Source organism: Eubacterium sp. An11 (assembly GCF_002161065.1).
Lineage (GTDB): Bacteria > Bacillota > Clostridia > Lachnospirales > Lachnospiraceae > Anaerobutyricum > Anaerobutyricum faecale.
Genome location: NZ_NFLV01000017.1, coordinates 1 through 17238 on the forward strand (window position 1 = coordinate 1; position 17238 = coordinate 17238).

The following is a 17238-nucleotide window of genomic DNA, read 5'->3' on the forward strand; positions in this document are numbered from 1 at the left end:
ACTGCTACTAATCGGTCGAAAGCTTGACCTCAAGCGGAGAAAGGTCATCACAGACAGGAGACAGGCACACGGAGAGAGCCGGAGGTTCTCACAGGGTGCATGGCTCATGGATGTGGATGAGGTTGCGGAGCAACCACATCGAGGGAACGGAGTTCCCGAGATGACCATAAAACACTTGCAAAAGAATAAGAAATCTGATATAATGTGTGCAGTTTTCAGGGTGCGCCCTGAAAGATATTCCTCGATAGCTCAGTCGGTAGAGCACGCGGCTGTTAACCGCGCTGTCGTAGGTTCAAGTCCTACTCGGGGAGTTCTGGCTCCTTGGTCAAGTGGTTAAGACACCGCCCTTTCACGGCGGTAACAGGAGTTCAAATCTCCTAGGAGTCATATGGCGTCGTAGCCAAGTGGTAAGGCAGAGGTCTGCAACACCTTCATCACCAGTTCAAATCTGGTCGACGCCTCTTCAGAGACTAGTCAATGATTAGTCTCTTTTTACATTCATTAATTTAATATCGCGGGGTAGAGCAGTCTGGTAGCTCGTCGGGCTCATAACCCGGAGGTCGTTGGTTCAAATCCTTCCCCCGCAATTTCCAAGGTCATCAATCAGTGATGGCCTTTTTTATTTCATAGGAATGCAATTTCCTATGAAATAAAAAACGCTCCGCGAGGATCGCACTGCGGCGGATAAGAAGATGCCGCTTTCGCGACCCGCCGCAGGCGGAAAATCCTGCTTTGCAGGATTCTTTCTTATTTCATATAGAATATTTGTCCATCTAATCAAAAATCATCCATAAATTCACGTCCAGGACATATTTCTTTATAATATACTGTCCAAAATCGGATAAAGAAAAGCAATTAAGTGTAAAAAGAGAAGTTTTTGTGAAAATTAAATAAAAGGTAGCGCTAAAAGAAAAAACATATTATAATGTTATTGCAAAGAATCCGAGATTGTGATAAACTTAACACATCGTACTAGATATTTTCTAGCCCAGAGTAACTATCATTTAGTAATTTTGATAATTAAAAATGGAGGAATTAGTATTATGGCAAAGAAAGTTGTATTAGCAGGCGCTTGTCGTACCGCAATCGGAACTATGGGTGGAGGATTAAGCACAGTACCTGCAGCAGATCTTGGTACCATCGTTATCAAAGAAGCCCTGAAAAGGGCAAATGTTGCTGCAGATCAGGTGGACGAGGTATTAATGGGCTGCGTAATTCAGGCCGGATTAGGACAGAACGTTGCTCGTCAGGCTTCCATCAATGCCGGACTGCCTGTTGAGGTACCTGCAACTACAATCAATATCGTTTGTGGTTCTGGTCTTAACTGTGTTAACCTGGCAGCTACAAAGATTATCGCTGGCGATGCTGATATCGTTGTTGCCGGTGGTATGGAGAACATGTCCATGGCTCCATTCTGTCTGGACAAGGCTCGTTTTGGTTACAGAATGAACAACGGCGTATTAAAAGACTGTATGGTTAACGATGCCCTGACAGATGCTTTCCATCAGTACCACATGGGTATCACAGCAGAGAACGTTGCTGAACAGTGGGGACTGACAAGAGAAGAGCTGGATGAGTTCGCAGCTAATTCTCAGCAGAAAGCAGCAGCAGCAATCGAAGCTGGTAAGTTCAAAGATGAGATCGTTCCTGTAGAAGTTAAGCTGAAAAAGAAAACAGTGATCGTTGATACAGATGAGGGACCACGTCCTGGAACTACAGCAGAAAGCATCGCTAAATTACGTCCGGCATTCAAGAAAGACGGTATCGTAACAGCTGCTAACTCTTCAGGTATCAACGACGGTGCAGCAGCAATCGTTGTTATGAGCGAAGAAAAAGCAAAAGAACTTGGTGTTACACCAATGGCTACATGGGTTGCAGGCGCATTAGGCGGCGTTGACCCGGCTATCATGGGTGTTGGACCAGTTGCAGCTACTAAGAAAGTTCTCGCTAAGACAGGCATGAGCATTGATGATTTTGACCTGATCGAAGCAAACGAAGCTTTCGCTTCTCAGTCTCTGGCAGTTGGCAAAGAGCTTGGATTTGATCCGGCTAAATTAAATGTCAACGGTGGAGCTATCGCTCTTGGACATCCGGTAGGAGCTTCAGGATGCCGTATTCTTGTTACATTACTGCATGAGATGCAGAAACGTGACGCTAAAGCAGGTCTTGCTACACTTTGTATCGGCGGTGGTATGGGCTGCGCTACAATCGTTAAAAGAGATTAATTTCCATAGAATAACCCGGTAGCAGTTTTTACTGATACCGGTGATTTCCATGATATGATTTGTTATCTGAAAGGAGATACATAACAATGGAATTCATTAATTACGAAGTAGATGGACAGGTTGGTATTATTACCATCAATCGTCCAAAGGCTTTAAATGCATTAAACAGTGAAGTATTAAAAGAGCTGGATGCAACAATCGATGCCGTAGACTTAGATGCCATCAGATGTCTTATCTTAACAGGCGCCGGAGAGAAATCTTTCGTTGCAGGTGCAGACATTGGAGAAATGAGCACACTGACAAAAGAAGAAGGCGAAGCATTTGGTAAAGCTGGTAACGATATCTTCAGAAAGATCGAAACTTTACCAATCCCTGTTATTGCTGCAGTAAATGGATTTGCTTTAGGCGGCGGCTGCGAGATTTCCATGAGCTGTGATATCAGACTTTGCTCTGAAAACGCTGTATTTGGTCAGCCGGAAGTCGGTCTTGGAATCACTCCTGGATTTGGCGGAACACAGAGACTGGCTCGTATTGTCGGACCAGGAAAAGCAAAACAGCTGATCTATACTGCACGTAATATCAAGGCTGCTGAAGCATACAGAATCGGCCTTGTTAATGAAGTATATCCAGCTGAAGAGCTTATGCCTCAGGCGCTCAAGATGGCAAAAGGCATTGCAAAGAACGCTCCGATTGCCGTTCGCGCATGCAAGAAAGCTATCAACGAGGGTCTGGAAGTTGGAATGGACGAAGCTATCGTGATCGAAGAGAAATTATTCGGAAGCTGCTTCGAGACAGAAGACCAGAAATATGGTATGGCATTCTTCCTTGACAAAAACAAAGATAAGGTAAAAGAGCCATTTAAAAATTGCTAATTGATAGTGAATAAGTCCTGCATTCCGTTTTATCAAAACGGGATGCAGGCAAAATTATATATTATTTTAGGAGGAAAAATCAATGAAAGTTGGAGTTATTGGCGCAGGTACAATGGGTTCCGGTATCGCTCAGGCTTTTGCTCAGACAGAAGGTTATGAAGTATATTTATGCGATATTAATGATGAATTTGCTGCAAACGGCAAAAACAAAATTGCCAAAGGCTTTGAAAAGAGAATTGCTAAAGGAAAAATGGATCAGGCCAAAGCTGATGCTATCCTTGCTAAAATCACTACAGGAACAAAAGATATCTGTACAGATGCTGATTTAATCGTAGAAGCAGCTCTGGAAAACATGGAAGTTAAAAAACAGACTTTCAAAGAGTTACAGGATATCGTAAAAGCTGACTGTATGTTTGCAACAAATACTTCTTCCTTATCCATCACAGAGATCGGTGCAGGATTAGACAGACCGGTTATCGGTATGCATTTCTTCAACCCGGCTCCGGTTATGAAGTTAATCGAAGTTATCGCTGGTATCAACACACCAGATGATATGGTTGACAAGATCAAAGCTATCGCTGAAGAAATCGGCAAAACTCCTGTACAGGTAGAAGAAGCTGCCGGATTCGTAGTTAACAGAATCTTAGTTCCAATGATCAACGAAGCTGTTGGTATTTATGCAGATGGTGTTGCTTCTGTAGAAGGTATCGATACAGCTATGAAATTAGGTGCAAATCATCCAATGGGACCTCTGGCTCTGGGTGACCTGATCGGTCTTGATATCTGTCTGGCAATCATGGAAGTTCTGTACCATGAGACAGGAGATCCTAAATATCGTCCACATCCATTATTAAGAAAAATGGTTCGTGGAGGAAAACTGGGACAGAAATCTGGTATCGGTTTCTACGATTACAGAAAGTAATTTAAGTAAATTTATAATGCCGTGGGGCAACTCTGCCCCGCGGCTTTAGGTGGGTTTTAGGAAATCATTTGGCCTGCCGAATAACCAATTTAAATGGAGGAATGAAAATGGATTTCACATTAAGCAAAAAGCATGAAATGGCTAGACAGCTTTTCAAAGATTTCGCTGAGAACGAAGTAAAACCTCTTGCTCAGGAGGTAGATGAGACAGAACATTTCCCAGAAGAAACCGTTGCTAAAATGCAGAAATTAGGTTTCATGGGAATCCCATTTCCAAAAGAATACGGCGGACAGGGCTGTGACCCTCTGACATATATCATGTGTGTAGAAGAGATGTCCAAAGTTTGTGCTACTACAGGCGTTATCGTTTCTGCACATACTTCTCTCTGTGCTGACCCTATCATGACTTATGGTACAGAAGAACAGAAGCAGAAATATCTGGTTCCTCTGGCAAAAGGCGAATTATTAGGCGCATTTGCTCTGACAGAACCAGGCGCTGGTACTGACGCGCAGGGCGCTCAGACAAAAGCCGTTTTAGATGGAGACGAGTGGGTATTAAACGGATCCAAATGTTTCATCACCAACGGATCTTACGCAGATGTTTATATCATCATCGCAGTAACAGACGTTAAAGTTGATGCAAGAGGAAGAAAGAAAAAGAGCTTCTCAGCATTTATCGTAGAAAAAGGTACACCAGGATTTACATTTGGAACAAAAGAAAAGAAAATGGGTATCCGTGGTTCAGCTACATATGAACTGATTTTCCAGGATTGCCGTATTCCAAAAGAAAACCTCCTTGGACCGCAGGGCAAAGGTTTCGGTATCGCTATGCATACACTGGATGGCGGACGTATTGGTATTGCTTCTCAGGCTCTGGGTATCGCAGAAGGTGCTCTGGATCTTACCATTGACTATGTAAAAGAGAGAAAACAGTTCGGAAGAACAATCGCTCAGCAGCAGAATACACAGTTTGTACTGGCTGACCTGGCTACAAAAGTTCAGGCTGCTCAGCTTCTGGTTTACAAAGCTGCAATGGCAAAAGCTACACAGAAAGTTTACTCTGTAGAAGCTGCTATGGCTAAACTGTTTGCTGCAGAAGTAGCAATGGAAGTAACAACCAAGTGCGTTCAGTTACACGGTGGTTACGGCTACATCAGAGAATACGATGTAGAACGTATGATGCGTGACGCTAAGATTACAGAGATCTACGAAGGAACTTCCGAAGTTCAGCGTATGGTTATTTCTGGCAGCTTATTGAAATAAGGAGGGAAAATACTGTGAAAATCGTAGTATGTATTAAACAGGTGCCTGATACAAAAGGTGGAGTTAAGTTTAAACCGGACGGAACTCTGGACAGAGCAGCCATGCTCACAATTATGAACCCGGATGATAAAGCAGGTCTTGAAGCAGCCCTTAGATTAAAAGATCAGTTTGGCGCAGAAGTAACAGCGATCACAATGGGTCTTCCAAAAGCAGAAGAAGTTCTTCGTGAAGCTATGGCTATGGGCGCTGACAAGGGTATCCTTGTTACAGACAGAGTTTTAGGTGGAGCTGATACATGGGCTACATCCACAACACTTGCCGGAGCAATCCGCAATCTTGAATATGATCTGATCATCACCGGACGTCAGGCTATTGATGGTGATACCGCTCAGGTTGGTCCTCAGATCGCTGAACATCTTGATCTTCCTCTGATTTCCTATGCACAGGATATCAAAGTAGAAGGCGACAGCGTTATCGTTCAGCGTCAGTTTGACGACAGATATCATGTATTAAAAGCAAAAATGCCATGTGTAATCACAGCACTTTCCGAATTAAATGAACCTCGTTATATGACACCGGGCGGAATCTTCGATGCATATGACGCAGAGATCACAACATGGGGAAGAAAAGATCTTAAAGATGTAGATGACAGCAACCTTGGTCTTGCAGGTTCACCTACTCAGATCGCAAAAGCTTCCGATAAAGTGCGTAAAGGCAAAGGTGTCATGATGACAGCAGAAACACCAGAAGAAGGCGTTGATTACATCATGGACAAACTGTTAACTAAACATGTTATCTAATATAAAGGGAATGTGGTGAATAGAATGAATTTACAAGAATATAAAGGTGTATTTATCTATGCTCAGCAGGTTGATAATAAAATTGATTCCATCGCTTTAGAATTACTTGGAAAAGCAAATGATCTTGCTGCAGATTTAGGAACAGACGTAACAGCAGTCTTAATCGGATATGATGTAAAAGGTCTTGTGGATGAGCTGGCTGAATACGGCGCAGATAAAGTCATCGTTGTAGATGACCCGGCTTTAAAAGAATACAGAACAGAGCCATATACACATGCACTGGCTTCTGTAATCAATGAATACAAACCGGAAATTCTTCTGGTTGGTGCTACAGCTATCGGACGTGACCTGGGTCCTCGTGTATCCGCACGTGTGGCTACCGGTCTTACCGCTGACTGTACTGTTCTTGAAATCGGCGAATTCAAAGCTCGTGGAGACGCAGAACCTCGTCAGGGACAGTTATTAATGACACGTCCTGCTTTCGGTGGTAACACCATCGCTACTATCGCTTGTCCGAACCATCGTCCACAGATGGCTACAGTACGTCCAGGCGTTATGCAGAAAAAAGATCCTGTACCGGGCGCTAAGGCAGAAGTGATCGAATTCAATCCGGGATTCGAAGAAAATAACAAATATGTAGAGATCCTTGATATCGTGAAATCTGTTTCCGAGACAGTTGACATTCAGGCAGCTAAGATTCTGGTATCCGGCGGTCGTGGAATGGGCTCACCGGAGAACTTTGCACTTCTGGATGATCTGGCTGAAGCAATCGGCGGAACAGTATCCTGCTCTCGTGCCGTTGTAGATAACGGATGGAAACCGAAAGACCTGCAGGTTGGTCAGACAGGTAAAACTGTTCGTCCACAGGTATACTTTGCAATCGGTATCTCCGGAGCTATCCAGCACGTAGCTGGTATGGAAGAGTCTGATATCATCATCGCTATCAACAAAGATCCGGATGCACCTATCTTTGATGTAGCTGATTATGGTATCGTTGGCGATGCTCTGAAGATCGTTCCAAAGCTGACAGAGGCAATCAAAGCTCAGGCTGGAAAATAATTCATCGTATGATGAGAGGCTGTGCCAGATAAGGAGAATAGAAAGAAGCGGACAGGCCTGTTCATTTTGATTTTCCTTTGGTGACAGCACAAAGACAGAGAATAAAGATACATTTCTTTCGGAAGTGATGTTACGTACAGATACGGCGCATGATGACCGTAGGGAGAACGGAGTATCTTTGCTCCTGTTACAACAGAATATTTTAAGAATTGTACCTGCGCAAACTTGTGCGACAATCTTTTAATAATCAGGACTGCAGTCAATGGCTGCGGTCCTTTTTCTTTTTACTGCAAAAATATTTCTTTTATCAGGAAAATAGTACATTCTGTCAGTTTTTCGCATTTTTGTAAAAAAATGTGTTATACTGTTTCTGCAGTCAGATAATTGGAAGCGCTGGAAGAGGAAGGAGGATTGTAGTTATATTTTGCTTCCGTACAGGAGATGAAAAATGGTTTCGATTTTAATTTTTTGTCATAAGAAGAAAGAAGCAGATATACTACATAAGCTCTGCGGATGTTGTGCAGCCCTGACAGGAGATGAAGCACAGGTAACGGATCTGTATGGTTCGTCTTTGGGAGCACAGATGGAGAAAGGTACAGGACGAGTCTGGGACCTGCTCATTTTTGAGATGAGCAGCAGTGAGGATATATCAGAAGCAGCAAGGTTTCGGAAGCTGTATCCGGAATCAGCCTTCATGATTATCATAGAACCGGAGATATCGCCGGAATGGTATGTGACACCGGAATTGTGCCCGACACTGCTGCTGCTGAAGCCTCTGGACAGACCCAGGGCAATGGAAGCAATACGGCGAATGATGGCATATTGCTATGAGCAGAGAGAGAAGGAAGCCTATACCCATAGTCTCGTTGTCCGCAGCGGCGAAGAGAGGAGATATTTCCGTTATACACAGATCTTATTTCTGGAAGCCAGGGAGAAGAAGCTGATTCTTTACAGCGGTCAGGAGAAGCTGGCATTTTACGGCTCTCTGCGCGAGATGGAAAGGGTTCTTCCGGAATATTTTATCCGCTGTCACAGAAGTTATATTGTGAATTTCATGCACATAAGCAAGCTGAATATATCACAGGGAGTCCTCCATATTCATGACCAATTTGTTATCCCAGTCTCAAAGAAGTATAAGGCCAATGTGAATATTCTGCTGGAGAGCGGCATGGAAGATAAGTGTGAGGAAGGAACCACAGAGCGGAGGAAATAGTTCACGGTTGACCATGATTTATAACAATGGTACAATATAGTCATGCTATTATTTGCGAATTTTGTGAATATTTCAAGGAGGAAACGCATGAGCTATATTAAAGAGTACGCAAAAAAGCTGGTTACAGCAGAAGAAGCCGTGAAAGTTGTGAATTCCAATGATTGGGTGGACTACGGCTGGACAACTGGTACACCGGTTGCACTGGACGCAGCTCTCGCTGCCAGAGCAGACGAACTGGAGAATGTTAAAGTACGTGGCGGTATTTTATTATGGGTTCCGGAGATTTTCAAGGTGGAAAATGTAGCGGAGCATTTCACATGGAATTCCTGGCATATGAGTGGAATTGAAAGAAAAGCGGTTAATCAGGGATTTGTATATTATGCGCCGGTTCGGTATTCGGAACTTCCACGTTATTACAGAGAGCACATCGGTCATATCAACGTTGCTATGTTCCAGGTTGCTCCGATGGATAAACACGGATTTTTCAATTTTGGACCGAATGCTTCCCACATGAAAGCAGTTTGTGAGATTTCAGATGTCATCATCGTGGAAGTAAATGAGAAGATGCCTCGATGTCTTGGTGGATATGAAGAGGGTATCCATATTTCTCAGGTTGATTACATTGTAGAGGGCTCCAATCCGGAGATAGGACAGATGGGAGCAGGAGCGCCTCCTACAGATGTGGATAAGGCCGTAGCTAAATTAATCGTGGAAGAGATTCCGGATGGTGCCTGTCTGCAGCTGGGTATCGGCGGTATGCCAAATACCGTTGGTTCCATGATCGCTGAGTCTGATCTTAAAGATTTAGGAGTACATACGGAGATGTACGTGGATGCCTTTGTGGACATTGCAAAGGCCGGAAAGATTACCGGTACAAGAAAGGCCATTGACCGGGGACGTCAGGTATACGCTTTTGGTGCCGGAACGCAGAAGATGTACGATTATCTGGATGATAACCCGGAATGTATGAGCGCACCGGTAAATTACACCAACAGCATTGACACTATCTCCAAACTGGATAATTTCATTTCCATTAATAATGCGGTAGATATCGACCTGTACGGTCAGATCAACGCGGAGAGTGCCGGAACCAAGCAGATCAGCGGAGCAGGCGGACAGCTTGATTTTGTATTAGGTGCTTATGCATCCAAGGGCGGTAAGAGCTTCATTTGCTGTTCTTCCACCTTTACCTCCAAAGACGGTGTAATGCATTCCAGAATTCGTCCGACTCTTGCGGAAGGTTCTATTGTTACTGACACACGCCCGAATACGCACTATGTAGTGACAGAATATGGTAAGGTCTGCCTGAAGGGAATGTCCACATGGGAAAGAGCGGAGGCGTTAATCAGCATCGCTCATCCGGATTTCAGAGATGAACTTATTGCAGAAGCTGAGAAGATGAAGATCTGGAGAAGAAGCAACAAATAATAAAGCGTTTTAAGCGGCATAGATTTCGGTCATAGATAACCGGAATCAGGCCGGGATAAAACGAAATATAAATATCCCCTTACACAGAAGAGAAATCGTGTAAGGGGATATTTTATTCTTTTCAGATTCAATTCTCATGCGGAGGACAGGTTATTATTTTAGAATAAGATTATCAATGTTTTTGATAATAATTGTGGTTTTACCGGTGACGTCCGTCTGGACTTCAAGATTGGCGAGTTTGTTATAGGTTTCCATGGGAATGGAGATCTCGATTCCGCTGTCGGTGACCATAATCTGTTTTTCCAGCTTCTTGACAGTTGACTCATTGGTGACAGTGAAGTTATCAAACTGCAGGTCATATTGTTCCATTTTTTCATCAAATTCGGATTTCTTCTCCGGACTATTTCCAAAAAGCCGATTGCCGATCTCCTCCACATCAAAGGATTGGCGGTCCACATATTCTTTTTGCAGAGCGCTTTTGGTATCCATTTTGGTTTTAAGATCAGCGCCGTCGTATTTGTTAGAGATGGTATTGATTACTCTGGTCAGAATATTAAGCTTCTTTTTTGGAGGAAGGCTGGTATGGCAGACGAGGAAATTCTCGGAGAGATAGAAGACCTTTTCTCCGTTGACTTCATATCTTTTTTCCAGAAGTTTAATATGCAGATCATCGAGATTAATGACGATGGCTTCCGGGATTCGTGTGCTGGAAGCGGGAAGCAGCGCCCGGGATTTTACAATATCTGCGTGGACTTCCGCTGTGGCTGGTTCTCGTTTGGATGCGATACCTGAGGAGATATCTGTACCAGAGTCAATATCCGTATCAGCGGAGATATCTGTATCGGAAAGACCATCATCAGAGATATCCGAAACAGAGATTTCGTGGGTATAACTTTCTTTATAATTCATTTTTAAAAGTGCCAGATAGATAACGCCTTCCGCCTGAAAGGTTACAAACAAAAGATCGGCAGCAGGGATATCCAGTCCCTGGGCCATGGCTGTATACAGTTTCTCGGCAATAACCTGGCTGGTGGAGATAAAGGATTCCTCGTCAGATTCATCCCAGGCGGCCAGGACAGAGTAAACGGGGGATGTCTCCGGATTGAATTCGCAGTCTTTGGTATCATCGCTGATGACAATTTTATAAATGTGATTTCGGATAAATTCATATAAATCGGGACCTGGATCCAGAAGTGTGTTGGAGAGGATACAATCCCCGTGCACAGTGTCCAGAATATGTAAAATGGCTTTTCTGATGACAATATCGTCTTTGGCTATCATAAAATATTCACTCCTTGTACATTTGCGTTGTCAATGTCTGAAAGTTAAGTATACCACTGGAAAGGAGAGAAAACCATGTTTTTTTGACGGCAGCGGTGATAAGGAAGGGAGGAAAGACAATGCTGACGGCAGGTGAGATTATCGATGAAAAATATGAGATTATCAGAATTTTGGGACGGGGCGGGATGAGCACGGTTTATCTGGGGCGGCATGTGACTCTGGGAATAGAGCGTGCCATTAAAGAAGTCTGCCGGCAGGAGTATGCCGGGTATGAGGAACTAAGGCAGCGCTGCATCAGGGAAGCTGACATTTTAAAAAGCCTTGATCATCCGGGACTGCCGGAAATCATTGATATCATCATTGAGAAAGATTATCTTCTGATTATTATGGAATATATTTCTGGTCATACTTTGAAAGAACTTCTTAACACATGCGGGGTGATAGAAGAAAAAGTGGCTGTAAATTGGGGAATACAGCTTTGTGAAGTACTCTCATATCTCCATACCAGGAATCCTCCTGTGATTTACAGAGATTTAAAACCTTCCAATGTAATGCGGAAGCTTGACGGGAAGATCGTCCTCATAGACTTTGGCACTGCGAGAGAATACCGGGGGAAGGCGGCGTGGGAAGACACGGTGTGCCTGGGAACAAGGGGATATGCTGCTCCGGAACAATATACGGCTGGCGGACAGTCGGATGAGAGGACGGATATTTATTGCCTGGGGACAACGTTATATCATCTGTTGACCGGAAAGAATCCGGAGCAGCCACCCTATGAAATCTACCCTGTCCGCCGGTGGAATCCGGCTCTTTCTCCGGGGCTGGAAGAGTTTATTATGACCTGCACCCGGCGAAATCCGGAGGAGCGATACCAAAGCAGTGAAGAGGCCGGGTATGTTCTGGCGCATCTGGAAGAAAATACAGGGAAGTATCAGAGACAGGAAAAAATGAAAATATATCTGTTTGTTCTTTTGATTTTGGGGATGGCAATGTGTGTGTGGACAGTGTGTTTCTGTCGCATCGCCATAAAAGACACGCTGCTGGATGCTGTCAGAATTTATGTGGAACAGGCGGAACGGTCGGAAAACGGGAAGAGGAAAGAAGAGAATTATATTCAGGCATTAAAGCTTCTTCCTGACTGCCGGCAAATTTATGAAAGTCTTTTGACACAGTATGTGAGGACCAATGATTTTCAAGTGGGAGACGCAGTAGAACTGATGAATATTCTTGAGATGGCAGGAAAAGAAAGTGGGAGTAAACCAGTGCTGGAAATTCTGCGGCAGCAGGAGCCGAAAGTTTATGCAGGTTTCTGTTACAACGTGGGAATCGGATATTTTTTTCATATGGGAACTGTAGAGGGGAAGAAGGCTGCACAGGTCTGGTTTGAAGATGCCGTTCATGCTCCGGGGAACAGTCTTCCGGCGTCTCAAAGGAAGCGGGCGCTGTTGTATAAGGAAATTTCTTCCTATTATAATTCTTTCCTGACGACAGGAGCTGACAGGAGCGGAGAGCAGGTGGGAAGCGGGTATGCGGATTTTTTTGATACTCTGTGCCAGTTAAATTCCGTTACGATTCATGAAAATAGCACGCCGTCACAGGCAGCAGCGGTATATATGATTTCCGCTGAGGTGGCAGTGGAGATAGGAAGTTTTGCCTTTCAGTTTTTGACGGAAGGAGGAATATCCGGTGAGAAGTTACAGAAGGAGCTGGACAGGATATACCGAACAGCAGACAACGATGCCGCAGGAGAATCAGAGAGTAATACTGATGTTCGGCCGAAGGCCCAAAGAGATCAGCATAGGATCACTATTTTAGAGAAGTTCAGAGAGAAGGAAGAGATAGATAACCTGAAAAATCTGGTGAAAGATGCCGGACGAAAGCTTGAGCTGGCGGAAAATGGCCTGCGACAGGGAGGGGAGCAGATGGGATAGGACAAAGTGGACAGTTTATGCAAAGGGTGGAAATGTGGAGATTTCTGGCGTTGTGCGGCTGTATAGGAATTGTAGTATTTCTGCTGGCAGCAGCGGCAGTATTCTGCAAAATGAAAGTTTACCAATCTTTTTGGTATTTTTTTAAGATGGCGCAGAGAAAGCGGCGATGGAAAAGGCGGCGAAAGCAAAATTATAAGTTATATATGGCAGGATTTGCGGCTGTGGCAGTATGTGTTTTCATGCTCAAAATAGACGCCGGAGCACAGGAGATGTTCATGGAGCTTCTGCCGGTTGTCAGTTGCTGTCAGGTAGATGGAACGGACTATTATGATAAGGGAGTAAAAGGATACATACAGTTACAGGGAGAGCAAATAGGGGAGAGCGATATAATGCTCTGCGCCGTACCCCGGGACCAGGTGGCAGAAGAAGCTGTCGGACAGTGCGGCGATAGTAGTGATTCCTGTGAGAATGGATACTATGAGATCCTTAATCGGGAGATAAAAGAAGATCGGATAACGTTTCTTTTTCAGCTTCAGGGAAAATGGCAGATAATATTGTCCGATAAGGAGGGAGAACTGAAAACGGCAAGTGAGGAATTTATCATAGATCAAAGAGCGCCGGAGCTGTCTGTTGTCTATGAAAATGTCCGGGATATCAGTGATATCAGTGCTTCCACTGGCAATGTAAACCGCAGAATGAAGCGGGGACTTAAGGCCATTACATCTCCGGATTGTGAAGTGTCTGCCGCCGGGAAAGGAAAGGTTACGGTGAAGATTCAGGAGGACTATTTTTCTGCTGAAAATGTGAAGATAAACATATGGAAGGAAAACTATGAAAACAGAACGAAAGATAATGTGACAAAGCAATGGGAACAGTATGTGCAGGCCGAAGGAAAGTGGAAGCAGGAAGGTGACGATTTTATCCTGCAATATCAGTGGGAGGAGGAAGGACATTATCAATTTCAGATTGAATATGAAGATCATGCCGGGAATGTGCTGACGGCCCGGAAAGACGATGTGGAAGGTAAAGAAACCGCTTCCTGTATGGAAGAGGGAGTATATGAGGGGCCGGTGTACACTCTGGATAATACGGCCCCGGTGTTGAGAACATTTGCGTATGTGCAGAGTCCGGAAAAAGTTCAGGGGACACGGAGCTATTTTACGGATAAGCCCACTGTAAAAATAGAGATAGAGGAGGAGAATTTTAATGGAGGAGATTTTGCTCTCAGAGATATTTTAACTCTGGCTGATGGGAGCCTGCTCTGTCCGGTGAAGAACGAAGATTCTCATACAATGACATGGACAAGCCATTATGAGGAAGGAAAACGAATCAATACGGCGGAAATAGAGATAAAAGAAGAGGCGAATCATACATTTTCCGGATGGGTGACAGATGGCTGTGGATGGAAAAGTCCGGTGCAGACGGGAGAGTGTACCTATGATACAACGCCGCCGGAAATAGAAGTCCGTGTCTGGAGCGAAGATTATTTTATGCCATATAAGTCGTATCAGTATTTTGGACAGGAGCAGTTCAGAGTATCGGTGTCGGCCAGGGATGATATCAGCGGGGTACAACTGATTTCCTATTATTTTGGTGAAGAAAATGAAAAAGATAAGAACCATATGGAGTGGGCCTCCGTTATCTGTCAGAATGAGAAAACGGATGTCCGCAAGGAGAATCTTCTGGAATATTGTATAGAAATCCGGGTAAATCAAAAAGATTTCAAAGGGAGAATTTACGTGCAGGCGGAGAACTTTGCCGGGAAGAAAAGCGAAGAAGTCAGCAGTCCGGGACTGCTTCTTGCCTCAAAGGCCATGCACAAAAACAGCAGTACGCTTTCGTTTGAGTTATCAGAGGCGGATTATACCGATGAGGAGGCAAGAATAAAATATTACCGGAATCCGGCGATGGTCACCGCACAGGGAGAAGATTCCCATGCGGGAATCGCACAGTTCAGATTGTGGGCCGGCGATGGGAAAAAGATAATCACAGACAAAAAAGCGGACAAGACGAAAGATCCGGACATAAGCTATCAGGAGACACTGACTATGGACATCAAACCGGAAAAGTTCCGGGAAAGCTGCAAAGAACAGCCTGTGGAGATCGAAGTATCGCTGACGGACAACTCGGGATATGTGTCGACCGCAAAATATAAAGAATACAAAGTCGTATTGGATGATATACAGCCGGAGATTCGGGTTGCCTACGATACCGGCAGTGCGAAGAATGGGAAGTATTATAACTGTACCAGAACGGCAACGGTCACTGTCAGAGACAGAAATTTTAACCCGGATTCCGTCCGGTGGGAGATCGCCGGATCCAATCAGAAATACCGGATCAGTCAATGGACGGGGGACGGAGAGATCCACCGATGTCAGGTCGTGTTTGCGGAGGATGGCAAAGATTACCGGATAAGGCTTTCAGCGGAAGACTATGCCGGAAACAAAGCGGTGTGGGACGGAGATACGGCGTTCACTATTGATAAAACACCTCCGGTTATCCGCATGGAGATTGATGCGGGTAATGCAGAAAATGGAAAGTATTACCGTACGGCGCAGGATGTCACTTTCAGTGTGGAAGATAACAATATCAACACTGAAAATGCCGCCGTATATATTCAAAAAGAGGAATTGGAAGTCTGGCAGGAGGAAGAGACAGAAAACCGATTAAAGGAAGAAACTATATCGCTGCGGCCGATGGGAGAAAACACTTATCAGGCGGTAAAGCGTTATAAGAAAGACGGTGAATACTGTTTACAGTTTCAGTGTACAGATCTGGCAGGAAATGTGACCAAGACAGAACATACGCTTCAGTTTGTCATTGACCGCACGGAGCCGGATATCCGGGTGGAAGGCGTGGCAGATAAAATGTCTTATGCGGGGACTGTGCGCCCGGCTATAACGATTTCCGATAAAAATCTTGATAGTGAGACAGTACATGTACAGCTGAAAAGGATCGATGGCTCCCAAAAGACCGGACGGATAGCAGTGGAAACAGAAGAGATATTGGGAAAAAGAGCCGGAAAGAGATATACCTGGATGGATGTTGCCCATGAAGAGGAGAATGACGGCATTTATCAGCTGCAGGCTTATGCGAGAGATCTTGCGGGCAATCAGAAAACATTAGGCGGGGGGATCCTCTTTACCGTCAATCGGTTTGGTTCTGTCTATGTGCTTCAGGATGAATTTCAGGAAACACTTAAAAAAGGATATATGCGTGAGCAGGAGGGGATTGTAATTACGGAGTACAGTGTCGATCCGGTGGACACGAGAGTCACTATTCTGAAAGATAATCAAAGCTGGAGGGAACTATATCCGGAAGTTCGTCAGGAAAATGTTCAACAAAAGGATTTGCGGAGGAAGGAGGTATTACAGCAGGAGACCCGGGATGGGAAATATGCGGTGTTTACCAAAAAGAATTCTTCCGGGATCAGGAAGGGATGGTATGTGAAGCGGCATTATATTTCAGAGAAAAATTTTCGGGAAGAAGGGACGTATCAGATTACGCTGGAATCCAGTGGTTATGTAGTAAAAAACGGAAGGAAAAGAGTGATCAAAGAAACCAGTACTACTCTGAAAGGTCATCCCATCTCTTTTACGGTGGACAGGACGCCGCCGGTAGTTCAGATCGGTGGGCTGGAAGAAGAATATTATGAAGAAGAAAAGCATCCGTTTGTGATCACTGTGATGGATAATTGCGAGTTTGCCTATATGGATCTGAACATACGATATGAGGAGCTGGATGTACAATATGGAAATGAGAAAGAAGAGCAGGATCGGTCACAGGGAAGAAAGCGCAGGGAAGGGCAGACCATTCGGATCATGCCGGAGGATCTTAAGAGCAGTCACAGCGTGGTAAAAGAATTACCGGCCTGGGAGGGAAGGCAGATAATCAGTTATCAGGCATGGGACCGGGCAGGGAATTGCCTGGATACGGCCGCAGCCGGCGAAGAGATAAGCTGTGTGGTGATGGACGCTTCAATGGCTGACAGATGGAGGCGGATAGAACAGGATGCAAAGGAGATAGAGAACTTTATACAAAAACAGAGGAAGGAACAGCGCTATTCCGGGCCTGCAAAGAGTCCGGCATTTTGGGTACTGATGGTGTCGGGACTGGCAGCGGTGTCTGCAGGCGGCGTGGTGTATTTCAGGAGAAAGTCCCGGAAAAATCAGAAGGAAAAAGCATAGAAACGCCCGTAAAGTTTTTTGACGCGGCAGAAAAATTTTGTTATAGTTAGCGTATGGA

At 44.7% G+C, this 17238-nt stretch carries 11 protein-coding genes and 4 tRNA genes; 14 read left to right on the top strand and 1 reads right to left on the bottom strand.

From position 1 onward, the window contains the following. The first annotated feature begins 238 nt into the window (after positions 1–238). From B5E53_RS12380 to B5E53_RS12435, 12 genes are all read left to right on the top strand, one after another. A tRNA-Asn gene (locus B5E53_RS12380) sits at positions 239–311 on the top strand. Between the two features lie 4 nt (positions 312–315). Then, positions 316–387, top strand: a tRNA-Glu gene (locus B5E53_RS12385). Between the two features lie 3 nt (positions 388–390). Continuing rightward, positions 391–461 (top strand) — tRNA-Cys (locus B5E53_RS12390). Positions 462–513: 52 nt separating this feature from the next. After that, positions 514–587, top strand: a tRNA-Met gene (locus B5E53_RS12395). 456 nt (positions 588–1043) lie between these two features. Beyond that, on the top strand, positions 1044–2225 hold the full coding sequence (locus B5E53_RS12400) for an acetyl-CoA C-acetyltransferase (RefSeq protein WP_087315502.1): 1182 nt from the start codon (positions 1044–1046) through the stop codon (positions 2223–2225). 86 nt (positions 2226–2311) lie between these two features. Next, positions 2312–3097, top strand: coding sequence for an enoyl-CoA hydratase-related protein (locus B5E53_RS12405; protein ID WP_087315504.1), 786 nt, complete (start codon positions 2312–2314; stop codon positions 3095–3097). Between the two features lie 82 nt (positions 3098–3179). Next, positions 3180–4019, top strand: coding sequence for a 3-hydroxyacyl-CoA dehydrogenase NAD-binding domain-containing protein (locus tag B5E53_RS12410; protein ID WP_087315506.1), 840 nt, complete (start codon positions 3180–3182; stop codon positions 4017–4019). Positions 4020–4126: 107 nt separating this feature from the next. Then, entirely contained in the window at positions 4127–5281 is a 1155-nt protein-coding gene (locus B5E53_RS12415) for an acyl-CoA dehydrogenase (RefSeq protein ID WP_087315508.1), read from the top strand. Between the two features lie 14 nt (positions 5282–5295). After that, positions 5296–6081, top strand: coding sequence for an electron transfer flavoprotein subunit beta/FixA family protein (locus B5E53_RS12420; protein ID WP_087315510.1), 786 nt, complete (start codon positions 5296–5298; stop codon positions 6079–6081). A gap of 24 nt (positions 6082–6105) precedes the next feature. After that, entirely contained in the window at positions 6106–7140 is a 1035-nt protein-coding gene (locus B5E53_RS12425) for an electron transfer flavoprotein subunit alpha/FixB family protein (protein ID WP_087315512.1), read from the top strand. 448 nt (positions 7141–7588) lie between these two features. Continuing rightward, entirely contained in the window at positions 7589–8353 is a 765-nt protein-coding gene (locus B5E53_RS12430) for a LytTR family DNA-binding domain-containing protein (RefSeq protein ID WP_087315514.1), read from the top strand. An 87-nt stretch (positions 8354–8440) separates the two neighbouring features. After that, positions 8441–9781 carry a butyryl-CoA:acetate CoA-transferase gene (locus B5E53_RS12435; RefSeq protein WP_087315516.1) on the top strand — a complete coding sequence of 447 codons (1341 nt, stop codon included), beginning with the start codon at positions 8441–8443 and terminating at the stop codon, positions 9779–9781. A gap of 153 nt (positions 9782–9934) precedes the next feature. On the opposite strand, the gene B5E53_RS12440 is transcribed toward B5E53_RS12435, so the two are convergent. Next, positions 9935–11062 (bottom strand): nucleoid-associated protein, encoded by a 1128-nt coding sequence (locus tag B5E53_RS12440; protein ID WP_087315518.1) that lies wholly within the window; start codon positions 11060–11062, stop codon positions 9935–9937. A gap of 119 nt (positions 11063–11181) precedes the next feature. Here B5E53_RS12440 and B5E53_RS12445 point away from each other — a divergent pair, with 119 nt between their 5' ends. Both B5E53_RS12445 and B5E53_RS12450 read left to right on the top strand, forming a co-directional pair. Beyond that, positions 11182–12993: a serine/threonine-protein kinase gene (locus B5E53_RS12445; RefSeq protein WP_087315520.1), complete on the top strand. Its 1812-nt coding sequence runs from the start codon at positions 11182–11184 to the stop codon at positions 12991–12993. A gap of 110 nt (positions 12994–13103) precedes the next feature. Beyond that, the gene (locus B5E53_RS12450) at positions 13104–17180 is read left to right on the top strand and encodes an Ig-like domain repeat protein (protein ID WP_162611908.1); all 4077 of its coding nucleotides are present in this window, start codon (positions 13104–13106) and stop codon (positions 17178–17180) included. Positions 17181–17238: the final 58 nt, after the last annotated feature.

Excerpts from the sequence above, each read along its gene's own strand:
- B5E53_RS12400 (WP_087315502.1), top strand. The coding sequence starts at position 1,044 with ATGGCAAAGAAAGTTGTATTAGCAGGCGCTTGTCGTACCGCAATCGGA.
- B5E53_RS12405 (WP_087315504.1), top strand. The coding sequence starts at position 2,312 with ATGGAATTCATTAATTACGAAGTAGATGGACAGGTTGGTATTATTACC.
- B5E53_RS12410 (WP_087315506.1), top strand. The coding sequence starts at position 3,180 with ATGAAAGTTGGAGTTATTGGCGCAGGTACAATGGGTTCCGGTATCGCT.
- B5E53_RS12415 (WP_087315508.1), top strand. The coding sequence starts at position 4,127 with ATGGATTTCACATTAAGCAAAAAGCATGAAATGGCTAGACAGCTTTTC.
- B5E53_RS12425 (WP_087315512.1), top strand. The coding sequence starts at position 6,106 with ATGAATTTACAAGAATATAAAGGTGTATTTATCTATGCTCAGCAGGTT.
- B5E53_RS12430 (WP_087315514.1), top strand. The coding sequence starts at position 7,589 with ATGGTTTCGATTTTAATTTTTTGTCATAAGAAGAAAGAAGCAGATATA.
- B5E53_RS12435 (WP_087315516.1), top strand. The coding sequence starts at position 8,441 with ATGAGCTATATTAAAGAGTACGCAAAAAAGCTGGTTACAGCAGAAGAA.
- B5E53_RS12440 (WP_087315518.1), bottom strand. The coding sequence starts at position 11,062 with ATGATAGCCAAAGACGATATTGTCATCAGAAAAGCCATTTTACATATT.
- B5E53_RS12445 (WP_087315520.1), top strand. The coding sequence starts at position 11,182 with ATGCTGACGGCAGGTGAGATTATCGATGAAAAATATGAGATTATCAGA.
- B5E53_RS12450 (WP_162611908.1), top strand. The coding sequence starts at position 13,104 with ATGAAAGTTTACCAATCTTTTTGGTATTTTTTTAAGATGGCGCAGAGA.